General features: G+C 73.8%; 3 protein-coding genes. All 3 read right to left on the bottom strand.

All coding sequences use genetic code 11. The annotated features are described in order from the left end of the window. Positions 1-45 precede the first annotated feature (45 nt). From ACFVS6_RS33390 to ACFVS6_RS33380, 3 genes are read right to left on the bottom strand one after another with little or no spacing between them, the layout of a single operon-like run. Positions 46-255 (bottom strand): MbtH family protein, encoded by a 210-nt coding sequence (locus tag ACFVS6_RS33390; RefSeq protein WP_281205492.1) that lies wholly within the window; start codon positions 253-255, stop codon positions 46-48. After that, positions 252-15,788: an amino acid adenylation domain-containing protein gene (locus ACFVS6_RS33385; protein WP_389709876.1), complete on the bottom strand. Its 15,537-nt coding sequence runs from the start codon at positions 15,786-15,788 to the stop codon at positions 252-254. The genes ACFVS6_RS33390 and ACFVS6_RS33385 overlap by 4 nt, the downstream gene beginning before the upstream one ends. A gap of 38 nt (positions 15,789-15,826) precedes the next feature. Next, positions 15,827-16,810: an iron-siderophore ABC transporter substrate-binding protein gene (locus tag ACFVS6_RS33380; RefSeq protein WP_389709874.1), complete on the bottom strand. Its 984-nt coding sequence runs from the start codon at positions 16,808-16,810 to the stop codon at positions 15,827-15,829. Positions 16,811-16,839: the final 29 nt, after the last annotated feature.

Genomic DNA, 16,839 nt, shown 5'->3' with positions numbered 1-16,839 from the left:
GGAGGGTTCCTCACCGCGGGCGGCGTCGTGGTGCCGGGAGCGGGATCAGGCCTGCTGGGCGGCCAGGCTCGCGGGGCGCAGGTCGGTCCAGTTGGTCTCGACGTAGGTCAGGCACGCGTCCCGGGTGTCCTCACCGAAGACGGTCCGCCAGCCCGCCGGCACCTGGGCGAAGGCCGGCCAGACCGAGTGCTGGTTCTCGTCGTTGACGAGGACCAGGAAGCGGCCCTGCGGGTCCTCGAACGGGTTGGTGGTCATGCGTTCTCACTCCTCATGGACATAACGGTGAACAGCTCCGAGAGCGGCTGTCCGGGTTCGGCCACCACATGGCGCAGCAACCGGTGAAGTTCTTCGGCGAGCCGGCGGGCCTTGGCCCGACCGAGCAGGTCGGTGGCGTGGATCAGTTCGCAGTGGACCGGACCGTCGCCGCGCGGCTCGTAGAAGCTGAGCGTCAGCTCGGCCTTCGCCGAGCCGGTCGGCACCGCGTGGAAGGAGCCCACGCCGCCCTCCAACTGTCCGAGGTCCGCCTGTTCGTGGTGGATGACCATGACCTGCGGCCCCCCGTCGGGCAGCGCCGTGGCACGGACGACCGCGTCGAACGGGACGTCCTGCCGGTCCAGGGCGCTGAGCGTGATCTCCCGCACCCGGCCCAGCAGTTCGGCGAAGGTGGGGTCCCCCGCCGTGTCGGTGCGCAGCACCACGGTGTTGAAGAAGCAGCCGACGAGGTCGGCGAGCTGCTCTTCGCCACGGCCGGCGACCATCGTACCGATCGGCAGGTCGGTGCCCGCACCGTGGGCGGTGAGCAAGGCCGACAGGGCCGAGTGCAGCACCATGAACATGCTGGTCCCGGTGGACTGGGCGAGGGCGTCGACGTCGGCGTGCAGCTGCTCGTCCAGGACGAAGGAGACGTAGTCGCCGCCCGGTCCGCGCACGTCCGGGGCCTGCGGGCGGGGCCGGTCCACGGGCAGCGCGAGCTGCTCCGGGACGCCGTCCAGGTTCTCCTGCCACCAGGCGAGCTGGCGGGCGCCGAGGCCGGCGGGGTCGGCGGGAACGCCGATGACCCGCTCGGCCCAGGCCGCGTAGTCGGAGTAGCTGACGGGCAGCGGCTCCCAGCCGGGGGCCCGGCCCTGCTCGCGGGCCTCGTAGGCCTCGGTGAGGTCGCGGAACAGCGGGACCACGGACCATTCGTCGACGGCGAGGTAGTGCGCGGTGATCAGCAGGGCCTGTTCGCCGGAGGCGCCGGTGAGCAGTCGTGCCCGCAGCGGCGCCTCGCGCGTCAGGTCGGGGTGCAGCGCGGCGAGTTCGCCGAGCCGGGTGTCGAGGTCGGCGCAGGATTCCGTCTCCAGCGTCGGGTGGGCCGCGGGTTCGCGGCGTACGGCGCCGTCCTGCTCGGTGAAGCGGGTGCGCAGCGGCTCGTGCCGGGTGACGACGTCGTCGAGGGCGGCGGCCAGGGCTGCCGCGTCCAGGGCGCCGGGCGAGCGGAGCACCAGGCCGTGGTCGAACCCTTCCCACCGCCGGTGCGCCGACCACTGCCAGCGCTGGACGGGCGCCGGGGCGGCCGCTTCGGCGTCGGGGTCGGTGCCTGCCGGGCGCAGGGCCGGGCGGGCGGCGGCGGCGCCGTCGAGCTTGGTGGCGAGGCCGGCGACGGTCAGCGCGTCGAAGACGTCGCGGATGCTCAGTTCGACCCCGAACTCGGCGCGGATGCGGCCGAGGAGGCGCATGGAGGCCATGGAGTGGCCGCCGAGGGCGAAGAAGTTGTCGTGGACGCCGACCTCGTCGAGCTGGAGGATCTCGCCGAACAGGCCGGCGAGCTTCGCCTGGGTGGCGCCGACCGGGCGGGCCCCGCCGGTCATCCCGGACCAGTCGGGCGCGGGCAGCGCCTTGTGGTCCAGCTTGCCGTTGGGGGTCAGCGGCAGCGGGCCGTCCAGGGTGACGACGAGCGCGGGCACCATGTACTCGGGCAGCTGCGCGGCGACGTGCGCCCGGACGTCCTGCGGGTCGAGCGCGCCGCTCTCCGGGACGACGTATCCGACGAGGCGGACGATGTCGCCGGCCCGGTCGGGGACGATCGTGGCCTGGCCGACGGCCGGGTGTCCCACGAGCGCGGCCTCGATCTCGCCGAGTTCGATGCGGAATCCGCGGATCTTGACCTGGGTGTCGACGCGGCCCAGGAAGTCGAGGTTCCCGTCGCGGCGCCAGCGGGCCCGGTCACCGGTGCGGTACATGCGGCTGCCTGGGGCGCCGAACGGGTCGGCGACGAACCGCTCGGCGGTCAGGCCGAACCGGCCGAGGTAGCCACGGGCCAGGCCGCGTCCGGACACGTACAGTTCGCCGACCACGCCGGGCGGGACGGGCTGGAGCCGGTCGTCCAGGACGTAGGCGAGGGTGTTGGGGTCGGGGGCGCCGATCGGCACGCGGGCGCCGGGCCGCAGCTCCGCGCCGCGCGAGGGCCACAGGGTTGAGTTGACCGTGGCCTCGGTGAGTCCGTAGGCGCAGATCAGGTTCGCGGTGGCGCCGAACCGCTCGAAGAGGTCCGGCGGCACCGTCTCGGTGCCGACCAGGATGGTGGAGCCCTCGGGCAGTCGGCAGTCGGCGGGCAGCGCGGACACCAGGGACGGCGGCAGGATCATGTGGCTGATCGCGTGGTCGGCCAGGAAGTCCGTGAGGGCCGGTCCGGCGACGCGTGCCTCGTCGGTGATCAGGACGAGGCGACCGCCGTGGCAGAGCGCCATCGCGAGTTCGAAGACGAACACGTCGAAGCCGATGGAGGCGAACTGCAGGACGCTGCTGTCGGCTTCCAGACCCATCCGGTCGACGGCCGTGGCGACGAGGCTGGAGATGCCCTCGTGGGGGACGACGACGCCCTTGGGCCGGCCGGTGGAGCCGGAGGTGTAGATGACGTACGCGGCCTGGTCCAGGGCGACCTGCGGGGTGGGTACCGCGGTGGTCGGTTGGAGGGCCAGGGCGGCGGCGGTGCCGGGCGCGTCGAGCAGGAGGACGGGGACGTCCGTGGCGGGGATCTTCCCGGCCACCGGTTCGGTGCCGACGACCAGGGTCGTCCGGGAGTCCTCGATCATGTAGCCGAGCCGGTCCTGGGGGTGGACCAGGTCGAGCGGCAGGAAGGCGGCGCCGAGCTTCAGCGCGGCCAGCACGGTGGCGATCATGTCCGCCGAGCGGGGCACGGCCACGCCGACGACGCTCTCGACGCCGACGCCCCGGGCGGCCAGCAGGTGGGCGACCTGGTTGGACCGGGCGTCCAGCGCGGCGTAGTCGAGGTGGGTGTCGCGGTCGACGACGGCGACCGCGTCGGGCCGCTCGGCGACGTGCCGGGCGAACAGGGCGGGCAACGACAGCTCGTCGACCTCGCGGGGGCCGCCGTTGAAGCCGTCCAGGACGAGGGCGCGTTCGTCGCCCACCAGGAGCGGGGCGGCGGACACCGGCCGGTCGGGGGTGGCGGCGAGGGCACCGGTGAGGACGGCGAGGCGTTCGCCGATCCGCTCGGCGGTGTCCTGGTCGAAGAGTTCGGTGGCGAACTCCAGACGGCACACCAGGGAGCCGGCCTCGCCGTCGGCGGAGGTCTGCTCGGTGAAGCTGAACACGAGGTCGAACTTGGCGGAGCGGATCCGGAAGGGCACGTACTCCACGCCCAGGCCGGCCAGGTCCAGTTCGCCCTCGGTGCGGGCGTGGTAGCCGACCATCACCTGGAACAGCGGGTTGCGGGCCAGCGAGCGGGTCGGGTTGAGCTTCTCCACGACGGCCTCGAAGGGCACGTCGGCGTGCGAGAACGCGGCCAGGTCGGTGTCGCGGACCCGGGCGAGCAGTTCGGTGAACGTGGGGTCGCCGGCGAGGTCGGTGCGCAGGACCAGCGTGTTGACGAAGAAGCCGACGAGGTCGTCGAGGGCTTCGTCGCCGCGTCCGGCGATGGGCGAGCCGAGCGGGATGTCGGTGCCGGCGCCGAGGCGGTGCAGCAGCGTCGCGACGGCCGCGTGGACCACCATGAACATGCTGACGCCGTTGTCCTTGGCCAGCCGCTTCAGGTCCTGGTAGGCCCGGCCGTCGAACTCGATGTCGAGTTCGGCGCCGGTGAAGGCGGGGCGGGCCGGTCGGGGCCGGTCGGTGGGCAGGTCGAGTTCCTCGGGGGCGCCGTCCAGGGTGCGGTGCCAGTGGTCGAGCTGGCGGGCGGCCAGGCTCTGCGCGTCGGCCGGGTCTCCGAGCAGCTTCTGCTGCCAGAGCGCGTAGTCGGCGTACTGGACGGGCAGCGGCTCCCAGTGCGGGGCGCGGCCGGTCCGGCGTGCGGCGTAGGCGGCGGCCAGGTCGCCGAGGAAGGGGCGGTCCGACCACTCGTCGGTGGTGATGTGGTGCAGCAGGATCACGACGACGTGCTCCTCGGGCGCCACCTCGATGACGGTGACGCGCAGGGGCAGTTCGCGGGCGAGGTCGAAGGGCCGGTTGATCGCCGCGTCGACGAGGGCGCCCGCCTCCTCCTCGGTGGCGCGCAGGTGCTCGACCGGCGGCTGGGACCGGCCGGCGGGCAGGACCCGCTGGTGGGCCCGGCCGTCGCGCTCGACGAACAGGGTGCGCAGGGCCTCGTGGCGGTCGGTGACGTCGGCCAGCGCGGCCCGCCAGGCGGTGACGTCGAGGTCTCCGCGCAGTCGCATGACGAGCGGGAAGTTGTACGCGGCGGAGGTGTCCTCCAGCTGCTGGATGACCCACAGGCGCTGCTGGGCGTGGGAGAGGGGCAGTTCGTCGGGGCGCTCGCCGGCCACCAGGGCGGGGCGGGCGTCGGCCTGCGAGCCGGCGGCGCGCTCGACGAGTTCGGCGACGGTCGGGGCCTCGAAGAGGTCCCGGATGGCGAGCTCCGCGGAGAGCGCGGTGCGGGCCCGGGCGATCAGTCGGGTCGCGAGCAGCGAGTGTCCGCCGAGCTCGAAGAAGTTGGCGTCGATGCCGACGCTGCCCTCGGTGAGGCCGAGCACCTCCGCGAACAGGGCGCAGAGGGTCTCCTCCCGCGGGGTGCGTGGGGATCGGCCGGCGCCGGCGCCCGCGAACTCGGGCGCGGGCAGGGCCTTGGTGTCGAGCTTGCCGTTGACGGTCAGCGGCAGGGTGTCGACGGCGACCAGGGCGGCCGGGACCATGTAGTCGGGCAGCGAGGCCTTGAGGTGCTCGCGCAGGCTCTGCGCGAGGGCCTCGCCGCGTTCGGCGCCGTCCTCGGGGACCACGTAGCCGACCAGTCGCTTGCCCGCCGCCCGCTCGTTGACGACGACGGCGGCGTGGGCCACGTCGGGGTGCGCGGACAGGGCGGTGGCGATCTCGCCGAGCTCGATGCGGTAGCCGCGGATCTTGACCTGGTCGTCGGTGCGGCCCAGGAAGTCGATCAGGCCGTCGGGGCGCTGCCGTACGAGGTCGCCCGTGCGGTACATGCGCTCGCCGGGGGCGCCGAACGGGTCGGCGACGAACCGCTCGGCGGTCAGGCCGGGCCGGTCGTGGTATCCGCGGGCCAGGCCGGTGCCGGCGATGTACAGCTCGCCGGGGCAGCCGGGCGGGACGGGGCGCAGCATGGCGTCCAGGACGTAGCCGCGGGTGTTGCGGATGGGGCGGCCGACGGTGGGGGTTGCGCTGTCCGCGGTGGACCCGCCGAGGGTGTTGATCGTGTACTCGGTGGGGCCGTACAGGTTGTAGCCGTAGGTGCCGTCGGTCTCGGCGAGGCGGGTCCAGACGGTGTCGGAGACGGCCTCGCCGCCGAGCAGTACGAGGGCGGGACGGTGCTTGCCCGTGGTCTCGTCGTGGGCGAGGAGGCCTTCCTCGATGAGCAGCTGGGCGTAGGTCGGGGTGACGTTGACGACGTCGATGCGGTGGTCGTCGCAGTAGGCGACCAGGGCCTCGGCGTCGCGGCGCAGCTCTTCGTCGCAGACGTGGACCTCGTGGCCCTCGACGAGCCAGAGCAGCTCCTCCCACGACATGTCGAAGGCGAAGGAGACGGTGTGCGCGATGCGCAGGCGGCGGCCGCCGGTGGCGGCGATGGCCGGGTCGAACACCTCGACCTGGTGGTTGAGCTGCATGTTCGTCAGGCCGCGGTACGGGGTGACGACGCCCTTGGGCTTGCCGGTGGACCCGGAGGTGTAGATGACGTACGCCGGGTGCTCCAGCCGGCCGGGGACGCCGTGCGCGAACGCGGGGCGTTCCGCGTCGGTGACCTCGGTGTCGGGCAGGGCGGCCAGCTCGGCGACGACGGCGGGGTCGTCGAGGGCGACCTCGGGGGCGAGCGGCCCGGATTCGACGCGCAGCGTCGGGGCGACGGCGAGGGTGGTCAGCAGGCACAGCGGCCCGGTGTCCTCGACCATCAGGCGGAGCCGGTCGGCCGGGTGGTCCAGGTCGAGCGGCAGGTAGGCGGCTCCGGTGCGCAGGACAGCGAACAGGGCGACGACCATCTCGATGGAGCGGGGCAGCGCGAGGGCGACCGTCCGCTCGGGGCCGGCGCCGCGGGCCAGCAGCAGGCGGGCCGTGCGGTTGATCCGGGCGTCGAGTTCGGCGTAGGTGAGGGCGGTGTCGCCGAAGACGAGGGCGACGGCGTCCGGGGTGCGGGCCACCTGGCCGGCGAGCAGGTCGGCGACGGTCTCGTCGGGGACGGGCTCGTTGCTGGCCGCCCAGGCGGCGGTCAGGTCGGCGTGCTCGTCGGGGAGCAGCAGGTCCAGGGTGCCGACCGGGGCGGTGAGGTCGCCGAGGAGGCGCTCGACCAGGGTCCGGTAGCGGTTCAGGGTGGCCACGGCCCGGTCGTCGTCGATGAGGTCGGGGCGGTACTCCAGCTTGACCTGGACGCGCTCGGCCGGGTTGACGATGAGGGTCATCGGATAGTGGGTGGCGTCGACGCTGCCCACTCCGGTGATGCCGTGCCGGTCGGTGAGCTCGCGGAACGCGCCCTCGTCGGCGAAGTTCTGCAGCACGTACAGGGTGTCGAACAGCACGGGGTGGCCGCCGGCCCGCTGGAGTTCGGCCAGGCCCAGGTACTCGTGGTCCATGAGCGCCATGCGCTCGGTCTGGACGCGGCGCAGCAGTTGGCCGACGGACTCCTCGGGGCGCAGGGAGATCCGCAGCGGGACGGTGTTGAGGAACATGCCGATGGTGGTGTCGGCGCCGGGCACGTCGGCCGGGCGGCCCGCGACGGTGGCGCCGAAGACGACGTCGTCGCTGCCGACGGCGGCGGACAGCACCAGGGCCCAGGCCGCGGAGAGCACCGCGTTGATGGTCAGGCCGTGTTCGCGGGCGGTGCCGCGGAGCCGGTCGCTGAGGTCGGTCCCGAGGTCGAGGGCGTGCCGGCGCGGGATGGTGGGTTCGCCGCCGCGGCCGCGGGCCACCAGGGTGGGCTCGTCGAGTCCGGCGAGGGCGGCGCTCCAGGTGGCGCGGGCGGCGTCGAAGTCCTGCTCGGCGAGCCAGCTCAGGTAGTCGCGGTAGCTGCCGGGGGTGCGCAGGCCGGTGTCGTCGCCGGCGGCCGCGTACAGGGCGAGGAGTTCGTCGAGGAACAGGGACTGGGACCAGCCGTCCCAGGCCACCAGGTGGTGGCTGAGCATGAGGCGGTCGGTGTTCTCGGTGAGCCGGATCAGCCGGAGCCGGAACAGCGGGGGCGAGGCCAGGTCGAAGCGGCGGAGCCGGTCGGCGTCGGCGATCTCGGTGAGGCGGGTGGCGCGCTGTTCCTCGGTGAGGCCGGTCAGGTCGGTCTCGGTGAGCGGTACGGGGACCTCGGCGGCCGGGCCGACGAACTGCACGGGGGCGGGCAGGCCGTCGGAGGTGATGCCGGCGCACAGGCTGGGGTGGCGGGCCAGGAGTGCGGCGGTGGCGGCGCGCAGCCGGTCCAGGTCCAGGCGGTGGCCGAAGTCGAAGCAGTCCTGGGCGGTGTAGACGTCCAGGCCGTCGGTGTCGTAGCTGGCGTGGAAGTGGATGCCCTCCTGGAGGGGGGACAGCGGCCAGATGTCGGCGACGGGGACCGGGCTGACCTGCGCGACGCGGTCGATCTCGGCCTGGGTGAGCTGGACGAGCGGCAGGTCGGAGGGGGTCAGGGAGCCGGCGGCGGAGTCGGAGCCGGCGGCCTGGGCGATGAGTTCGCGCAGGGCGTCGGTCCAGGCCAGGCCGAGGGCGTGGACGTCGTCCTCGCCGAGCGTCCGGCCGGCCGGCCAGGTCCAGGTGGCGCGCAGTTCGGGGCCGTTCGGGGTGTCCGCGCAGACCGCGTTGATCTGGAGCGGGTACGGCATGGCCAGGCCCTCGTCCGGTTCCACGGACAGCGCGTCGGACTCGGCGGCGGGCGCCCAGTCGACGGCCTGGTCGGCGGGGAGCCGGCCGAAGTAGTTGAACAGCACCTGGGCGGTGGACAGTTGCGCGAAGACGGGGGCGAGCTGCGGGTTGAGGTAGCGCAGCATGCCGTATCCGGCGCCGGAGTCGGGTGCCGAGCGGACGGACTCCTTGACGGCCTTGAGGGTGTCCAGGGCGCCGTCGGCTGCGGGCAGCCGGACGGGGTGCAGGCCGGTGAACCAGCCCACGGTGCGGGACAGGTCCAGGGCGGTGCCGTCGCGGCCGTGGCGCTCCAGGTCGACGAGCAGGTCGGCGGCCGGGTCGCCGCCGGCGTCGGCGCGCCGCCGGGAGACGGCCAGGCGCAGTGCGGCGAGGAGGACCTCGGTGACGTCGGCGCCGGCGGTGGCGGGCACCGCGGTCAGCAGGGCGCGGGTCTCGTCGGTGGTGAGGGTGACGGTGTGGTCCCGCGCCTCGCCGGCGGTGCCGCTCCGGTCGGCGCCGGGGACGAGTTCGGCGCCGGGGGCCAGGGTCTTGACCCAGTAAGGGAGTTCGGCCTGCCGCTGCGGGGAGGTGGCCTGCTCGGCGACCTCCCGGGCGAAGCGGCGCAGGGAGGAGGGTACGGGTTCCAGCTCGGGTCGGCGGCCCTGGACCTCGGCGTCCCAGGCGGCGGCGAGGTCGCCGAGCAGGACGCGCCAGGACACGCCGTCCATGACCAGGTGGTGGACGACGAGCAGCAGCCGGCCGGGGGTGTCGGTGCCCGCGTCGAACCAGACGGCCCGGACCATGGCGCCGCTGTCGGGGTCGAGGCGGCCCGCGGCGGCGTCGGACTCGGCGGTGATCAGGGCGCGCAGGGCGTCGTCGTCGAGACCGGTGGCGTCGACGCAGTGCAGCAGGGCGGCGGCGTCGACGCTGCCGGCCGGGGTGGTGACGGCGGACCACAGGGCCGGGATGGCCGGGCCGAGGTCCATCCGGGTCAGGCGGGTGCGCAGGCCGTCGTGGTGGTCCAGGACGGCCTGGAGGACCCGGGCCAGGGTGTCGGCGTCGGCGGCCGCGGGCGACTGGAGCAGCATCGACAGGTTGAACCGGCCGATGGGGCCGCCGTCCTCGCGGAGCTGGTGGACGATCGGCAGCAGGGTGATGTCGCCGACGCCGTCGGTGTCGGCGGCCGGGGCGGTCGCGGTGTCGGCGGCGCCGGTGGCGGCCGCGAGGGCGGCCGGGGTGCGGTGTTCGAAGACCTCGCGGGGGCTGACCGACAGGCCGGCCTTGCGGGCCCGGCTCGCGACGGACATGGACAGGATGCTGTCGCCGCCGAGCATGAAGAAGTCCTCGTCGGCGTCGACCGCGTCGAGGCCGAGGACCTCGGCGAAGATCGCGCAGAGCTGCTGCTCGCGGCCCTCGCGGGAGGTGCGGGCGGCAGCCTTGCGGCGGACCGTGGGGGCGGGCAGGGCCTTCAGGTCGGTCTTGCCGCCGGGGGTCATCGGCAGCGCGTCGAGGGCGACGAAGTGGCTGGGCACCATGGGCGCGGGCAGCTTGGCCGTCAGCGCGGCGCGCACGGCCTCGGTGTCCAGGGCGTCGGCGCGGCCTCCGGGGGTCGGGACCAGGTAGGCCACCAGCTGCTTGACCCCGCGCTCGTCGTCGCGGGCGACGACCACCGCGTCGCCGACGGCCGGCTCGTCCCGCAGCCGTGCTTCGATTTCGCCGAGTTCCACCCGGTTTCCCCTGATCTTGACCTGATGGTCGGAGCGCCCGAGATAGGTGAGCACACCGTCCGCGTTGAACTGGACCATGTCTCCGGTGCGGTACATCCGCGCTCCCGGAGTGCCGAACGGATCGGCGACGAACCGCTCCGCGGTGAGCGCGGTGCGTCCGTGGTAGCCACGGGCGAGTTGCGCGCCCGCGAGGTAGAGCTCGCCCGGCTCGCCCGGAGCGACCGGGCGCAGGTACCGGTCGAGGACGTGCAGCCGGGTGTTCCACACGGGCCGGCCGATGGGCACGGTGGCCGCGTCGGCGGACTCGGCGCCGGCCTGCCAGCTGGTGACCTGGATGACGGCCTCGGTGGGCCCGTACACGTTGTGCAGGGGCACGCCGGTGCGCTCCTGCCAGCGGCGCGCGAGCGGGACGGGCAGTGCCTCACCGCCGCTGAAGGCGCGGCGCAGGCTCGCCCACCAGGGGGCGCCCTCGGTCTCCTCGGCGAGCAGGGCGGTGTACAGCGAGGGCACCAGGTCGACGTTGGTGACGCGCTCGGCGCGGATCAGGTCGGCGAGGTAGGCCGGGTCGCGGTGGCCGTCGGGCCGGGCGATGACGACGGTGCCGCCGGTGATCAGCGGTACGAAGATCTCCTGGACGGAGGGGTCGAAGCTGGTCGAGTACTGGTGCAGCACCCGCTCGCCGGGTCCGAAGCCGAACTCCGCGGCGGTCCAGGCGAGCTGGCCGACGACGGCGTGGTGCGGGACGACGACGCCCTTGGGCAGACCGGTGGAGCCGGAGGTGTAGATGACGTACGCGGCGCCGTCCGGGTCGACGGGCGCGAGCGCGGCGGTGCTTGCGGCGTCGGTCCCGGCATCGGTCTCGTCGATCAGGACCGGGGTGACGTCGTCGAGGGCGGACAGCTTCGCCAGGGCGGGCCCGGTGGTGACGACGGTGCGGGCACCGGAGTCGGACAGCATGTGGCGGACCCGGTCGGCGGGGTAGTCCACGTCGACGGGCAGGTAGGCGGCGCCGGCCTTCATGACGGCCAGCAGGGCGACGAGGGAGGCGGCGGAGCGCGGCACGGCGACGGCCACGACCGATTCGGCGGACACCCCGCGGGCGACGAGCCGGTGCGCCAGCGCCTCGGCGCGGGCGTCGAGTTCGGCGTACGTGGTCCGGCCGTCCTCGTCGACGAGGGCGACCGCGTCGGGGGTTCGGCGGGCCTGTTCCTCGAACGCGCCGTGGACGGTGCCGGCGGGCAGTTGCCGTTCGGCTCCGGCGAGGGCGGCGAGGGTGGTGCGCCGTTCGTCCGCGGACAGGGTGGCGGTCCGGCCGACGGGCAGTTCCGGGTCGGTGGTGACCTGCTCCAGCAAGGCGAGCAGTCGGTCGGCGAACCGGGCCGCCGCGCGGGCGTCCAGGCGGGCCGGGTCGTGGTCGAGCTGGAGGCGGATCGTTTCGCCGGGCATCACCGTGAGGGCGAGCGGGTAGTGCACCGAGTCGTCGATCTCGGATCCGAGGATCCGGACGAGACCCCGCGGGTCGGACACGTCTCCCGCGTCGGGCAGGTTCTCCACCACGACGAGCGCGTCGAACAGGTCGCCGCGGCCGACGGCCCGCTGGATCTCGGCGAGCCCGAGGTGCTGGTGGTCCAGCAGTTCGGCCTGGCCGTCCTGGAAGGCGGCGAGCACCTCGGCCAGGGACTGCTCGGGACGCGCGCCCAGACGGGCGGGCACGGTGTTGATGAGCAGGCCGACGAGGGACTCGATGCCCTCGACGGGCGCCTGGCGACCGGACACGGTGGTGCCGATGACCAGGTCCTGGGCGCCGAGGACGTCGGCGAGGACCAGGCCGAACGCGCCCTGTACGACGGCGGCGAGGGTGAGCCCGAGGCCCCGCGTGCGGGCGGTGAGCGCCTCGGTCCGCGCGGCGGTCAGCTCCACGGTGATCCGGCCGGATCCGGCGCCGGCCGGCTCCCCGGCGCGGTACGGCAGTCCGTCGGTCGCGTCGAGGCCGGCGAGGGCGTCGCGCCAGGCGTCGCGGGCCAGCTCGCGGTCACGGCCGGCCAGCCAGCCGGTGTAGGCGCGGTAGGCCGGGTCGACGGCGACGGCCGCGGCGGGGGCGCCGGGCCGGTAGCCGTCGAGCAGTTCCCGCATGACCAGGGAGACGGACCAGCCGTCGACGATGATGTGGTGCATCGTCAGGATCAGCAGGGAGCGCTCGGCGCCGAGTCGGACCAGGGCCGCGCGCATCAGCGGCGGAGCCCCGAGGTCGAAGCCGTGGTCGCGCTCGGCGGCGGCGGTCTCCAGGACCGCGGCGCGCTGCCGGTCGGCGTCCTGGCCGCTCAGGTCGGTGAACCGCCAGGGCACGGCGACGTCGGCGCCGATGACCTGGACGACGGGGCCGTCGGGATGCTGGCGGAAGGCGGCGCGCAGCAGGGGGTGCCGGTCGAGGAGCCGCTGGACGGCGGCCCGCAGGGCCTCGGGGTCGACGTCGCCGCCGAGCTCGACGGTGTCCTGGACGGCGTAGCCGTCGGCGCCGTCGCGGTCCATGACGGCGTGGAAGAAGAATCCTTCCTGCAACGGCGTGGCCGGGACCACGTCGAGCAGCTCGCCGATGCCCTCGGCGAAGTCGCTCCGGTCCTGCGCGGTGAGCGGCACCAGGGAGAACGGCTCGGGCAGCTCCGCGGCGGCGCGGGACGGCGCCGGGGCGTCGCCGGCGGCGCGGGCGAGGGCGGCGACGGTGCGGAGGCGGAACACCTCGCGGGGGCTGATCGCCAGTCCGGCGGCCCGGGCGCGGGTGACGAGCTGGATGGCGACGATGCTGTCGCCGCCGAGCTCGAAGAAGCTGTCGTGGACACCGACCGTGGGCAGTCCGAGGACGTCGGCGAAGAGGCCCGCGAGGGCCGTTTCGGCCGGCGTGGTGGGGGCCGCGCCGCCGGTCATCGCGGTCCACCGCGGGTCGGGCAGGGCGCGGGCGTCGAGCTTGCCGTTGGGGGTCAGGGGCAGCGGGCCGTCCATGCGGACCACGGCCGACGGGACCATGTAGTCGGGCAGGCCCTGGGCGGCCTCGGCGCGGGCGGCGGTGACGGCCGCCTCGGCCCCGGCGGCGTCCAGGGACGCGTCGGCGACGAGGTAGGCGACGAGCCGCTTGGCGGCGCGCTGGTCCTCGCGGACCAGGACGGCGGCCTGGGCGATCCCGGAGCAGGCCATGAAGGCGCTCTCGATCTCGCCGGGCTCGATGCGGTGGCCGCGGATCTTGATCTGGCCGTCGGCGCGGCCCAGGAAGTCGAGGTTGCCCCCGGCGGTCCAGCGGACCCGGTCGCCGGTGCGGTACATGCGGGTGCCGGGCTCGCCGAACGGGTCGGCGACGAAGCGCTCGGAGGTCAGGCCGAAGCGGCCGAGGTACCCGCGGGCCAGGCCGCGGCCGGCGACGTACAGCTCGCCCTCGACGCCGACGGGGACGGGCCGCAGGGCGGAGTCCAGGACGTAGGCGCGGGTGTTGGGGTCGGGCTCACCGATCGGGACGGGGCCCTGCCAGTCGGGGCGGGCGAGCCACAGGGTGGAGTTGACGCTCGCCTCGGTCAGGCCGTAGGCGACGACGATCTGCAGACGGTGCGACCAGCGGGCGATGAGCTCGCTCGGCACGGCCTCGGTGCCGACCACGAGGACGGCGCCCTCGGGGAGCTCGCAGTCCTGCGGCATCGCCGACACCAGTGAGGGCGGCAGGATCATGTGGGTGGCCCGGTGCTCCGCGATGTACTCGGTGAGCGCGGGACCCGCGACGCGGCGTTCGGTGGGGACGACGATGATCCGTCCACCGACGCACAGCGACATGATCAGGTCCCAGACCGTCACGTCGAAGCCGACGGAGGCGAACTGCACGACCCGGCTGTCGGCGGTGATGCCGATCCGCTCGGTGGCGGTGGCGATGAGGCTGCCGACGCCGTCGTGGGGCACGACGACGCCCTTGGGGCGGCCGGTGGAGCCGGAGGTGTAGATGACGTACGCGGCGCGGTCGAGCGGGACGTCCAGGCCGAGCGGGGCCGGGTCCTGCGCGGCGAGCGCGGCGGCCGTTTCCGGGTCGTCGAGCCGGAGCGGGTCCAGTCCCGGGAGTTCGGGCAGGCCCGCGGCCTGTTCGCGCGCGGTGACGACGGAACGGGCCCCGGCGTCCTGGAGCATGTAGGCGAGGCGGTCCTGCGGGTGGTCGGAGTCCAGCGGCAGGTAGGCCGCGCCGGCCTTCATCACGGCGAGCAGGGCGGTGACGAGCTCGGGCGAGCGGGGCAGGGCCACGCCGACGACGTCCTCGGCGCCCACGCCGCGGGCGGCGAGCAGGCGGGCGAGCCGGTTGGCGGCGGCGTCCAGTTCGGCGTAGGTCAGCTCGCGGTCCTCGCAGACCAGGGCGACGGCCTGCGGTCTGCGGCGGACCTGTGCCTCGAAGGCGGCGGGCCAGGACAGTTCGGGGGACTCGCTCGGGGAGACCCCGAAGTCCTCCAGCAGCAGCGCGCGTTCGGCGGGGGTGGTGAGTTCGAGGTGGCCGATGGGCCGGGCGGCGTCCTCGGCGAAGGCGTCGAGGAGGGTGCCGAAGCGCTCCTGGTGGGCGACGAGTTCCTCTTCCGAGCACTGGTCGGCGTCGGCGTCGAAGAGGACGCGGACGGCGCCGCGGACGGACTCGCCGACGCTGACCGCGAGGTCGCTGACCGCGCCGAGCCACTGGGGGCGCAGGTCGGACTGGTGGTCGCGGAAGCGCAGCCAGTCGGTGCCCGGCAGGATGTTGATGGTGGGGCCGACGAGCTCGGGCACGCCCTCGACGAGGCCGAGCTCCTTGGCCAGGTCCTCGGCGCGGTAGCGGCCGTGGGTGACGGCCTCGCCGATCCGCTCGTCGGTCTGGGCCAGCAGTTCGGCGACGGTGGTCCCGGGGCGTACGGACAGCCGCAGCGGCACGATGTTGGAGACCATGCCCGGGACGCCCAGGACGGAGCGGTCCTGTCGGCTGGTGACGGGCAGGCCGAGGACGAGGTCCTGCTCGCCGGTGGTGCGGTGCAGGTAGGCGGCCACGGCGGCGACCAGCAGGCGGGACACCCGCACTCCGGAGACCTGGGCGGCGGCCTTGAGGCGGTCGGTGGCCGCCACGGAAAGTTCGGTGGTGCGCCGGTAGCGACGCGTGATGATCTTCTGGCCGGGCTCGACGAGGCGGACGGGCCGGGGCCGGTCGGCGAAGCGTTCCAACCAGTACGACCGGTCGGCGGTGTACGCCTCGGAGGCCCGGTAGGCGCGCTCGGAGGCCGCGAGACGGTTCACGTCCCAGGCGACGGGGGCGACGGGTCGGGCGCCGGTGTAGAGCTCACCGGCCCGGCGGGAGAGCAGGCCGATGCTCAGGCCGTCGATGACGAGGTGGTGGTAGCACTGGAACCACAGCACCCGGTCGTCGGCGAGGCGGAGCAGGACGTGGGAGAACAGCGGACCGGCCGCGAGGTCCAGGGGGCGGGCGCGGTGGGCGCGCATCCATTCCCAGGCGGCGTCCTCGGGGTCGGCTTCCGCGCGCAGGTCGACGACGGGGATGTCGACGGGGAAGCGGTGCGGGAGCTGGTGGGGGATGCCGTCCGCGTCCGTCCCGAAGACGACGTGGAGGCAGTCCGCCTCCTCGACCACCTGCCGCACGGAGGCGGCCAGGTGGTCGAGGTCGACGTCGCCGCGCAGTTCCAGGGTGAACGAGACGTTGAAGGCCGAGCTGTCGGGCTCGATCTGCTGGGCGAGCCAAATTCCTGACTGCCCACCGGTGACAGGAGTCCCGGTCGCGGGAATCCGGTCGGACGCGGCATCAAACATCGTTCAGAGGGCCTTTCCCTGGTCGCGCGTCGGTGGTGTTACTTGATGGCTTCGAGCTTCGCCACGACCTGGTCGATGGCGTACGGGATGCTCAGCACGGTGTTGAAGGAGAGCGCGGCACCGACGTCCGGGCCCTCGTAGGGCAGGAAGATGTCCCGCTTCTCCTGGTTGACCTTGGTCTTCGTGTACAGCGGGTCGGCCTTCAGCTGCGCCTCGGTCTCGGCGGTGCCGAGCCACACGGTGCGGTCGGCCTCCATGACGTCGAAGCGCTCGAAGCTGAGGTCGGCGATGACGTCGTTGCCCAGCGTGGTGCGGTAGAGGTCCGTGGTGGTGAAGCCCATCTCGGTCAGGAAGGCGACCTTCGGGTCCTTCGGCGAGAACGCGGAGAACTTGCCGGGCTCGTAGGGCTCGCCGGCCGCGACCGTCTTGCCCTTCCACTCCGGGTGCTTGTCACGGACGGCCTTGAAGCGGGCGTCGATGCCGGAGATGAGCTTGTCGGTCTCGGCGTCCTTGCCCAGCGCCTTGCCGATCTGCTTCGTCATGACCTGCCACGACGCCTGGTAGTCCTCGGCGCCCTTGGGCTGCGCGACGACCTTGGCGATCTTCGACAGGGTGTCGTACTGCTCCTTCTTCATGCCCGAGTACTGGGCGATGATCAGGTCCGGCTTGAGGGCCGCGATCTTCTCCATGTTGTACTCGTCGCGCTCACCGACGAGCTGCGGCGGCGTGGAGCCCCACTGGTCCTTCACCCACGGCCACTTGCCGAACGGCTCTTCCTTGAACCAGGCGACGGCGCCGACCGGCTTCACGCCGAGGGCGAGCACGGCGTCCTGGTCCGACAGACCGAGGGTGATGACCTTCTTCGGCTCGGCCTCGATGGTCGTGCTGCCGTACTTGTGGTCGACCGTGACCGGGAAGGCCCCGGACTTCGCGGTCGCCTCGCCGGACGGCTTCGACTCGGTCTTCTCGGCGCCACCACCGCACGCGCTCAGGACGAGGGCGGCGGCGGCGGCAACGGCCACGCGGGGGAAGTTTCTGACGATTCTCGTCA

This window comes from Streptomyces sp. NPDC057939, assembly GCF_042887545.1.
Classification (GTDB): domain Bacteria; phylum Actinomycetota; class Actinomycetes; order Streptomycetales; family Streptomycetaceae; genus Streptomyces.
The sequence above is the reverse complement of the archived record's forward strand: the minus strand, read 5'-3'. Positions and strand labels throughout refer to the sequence as shown.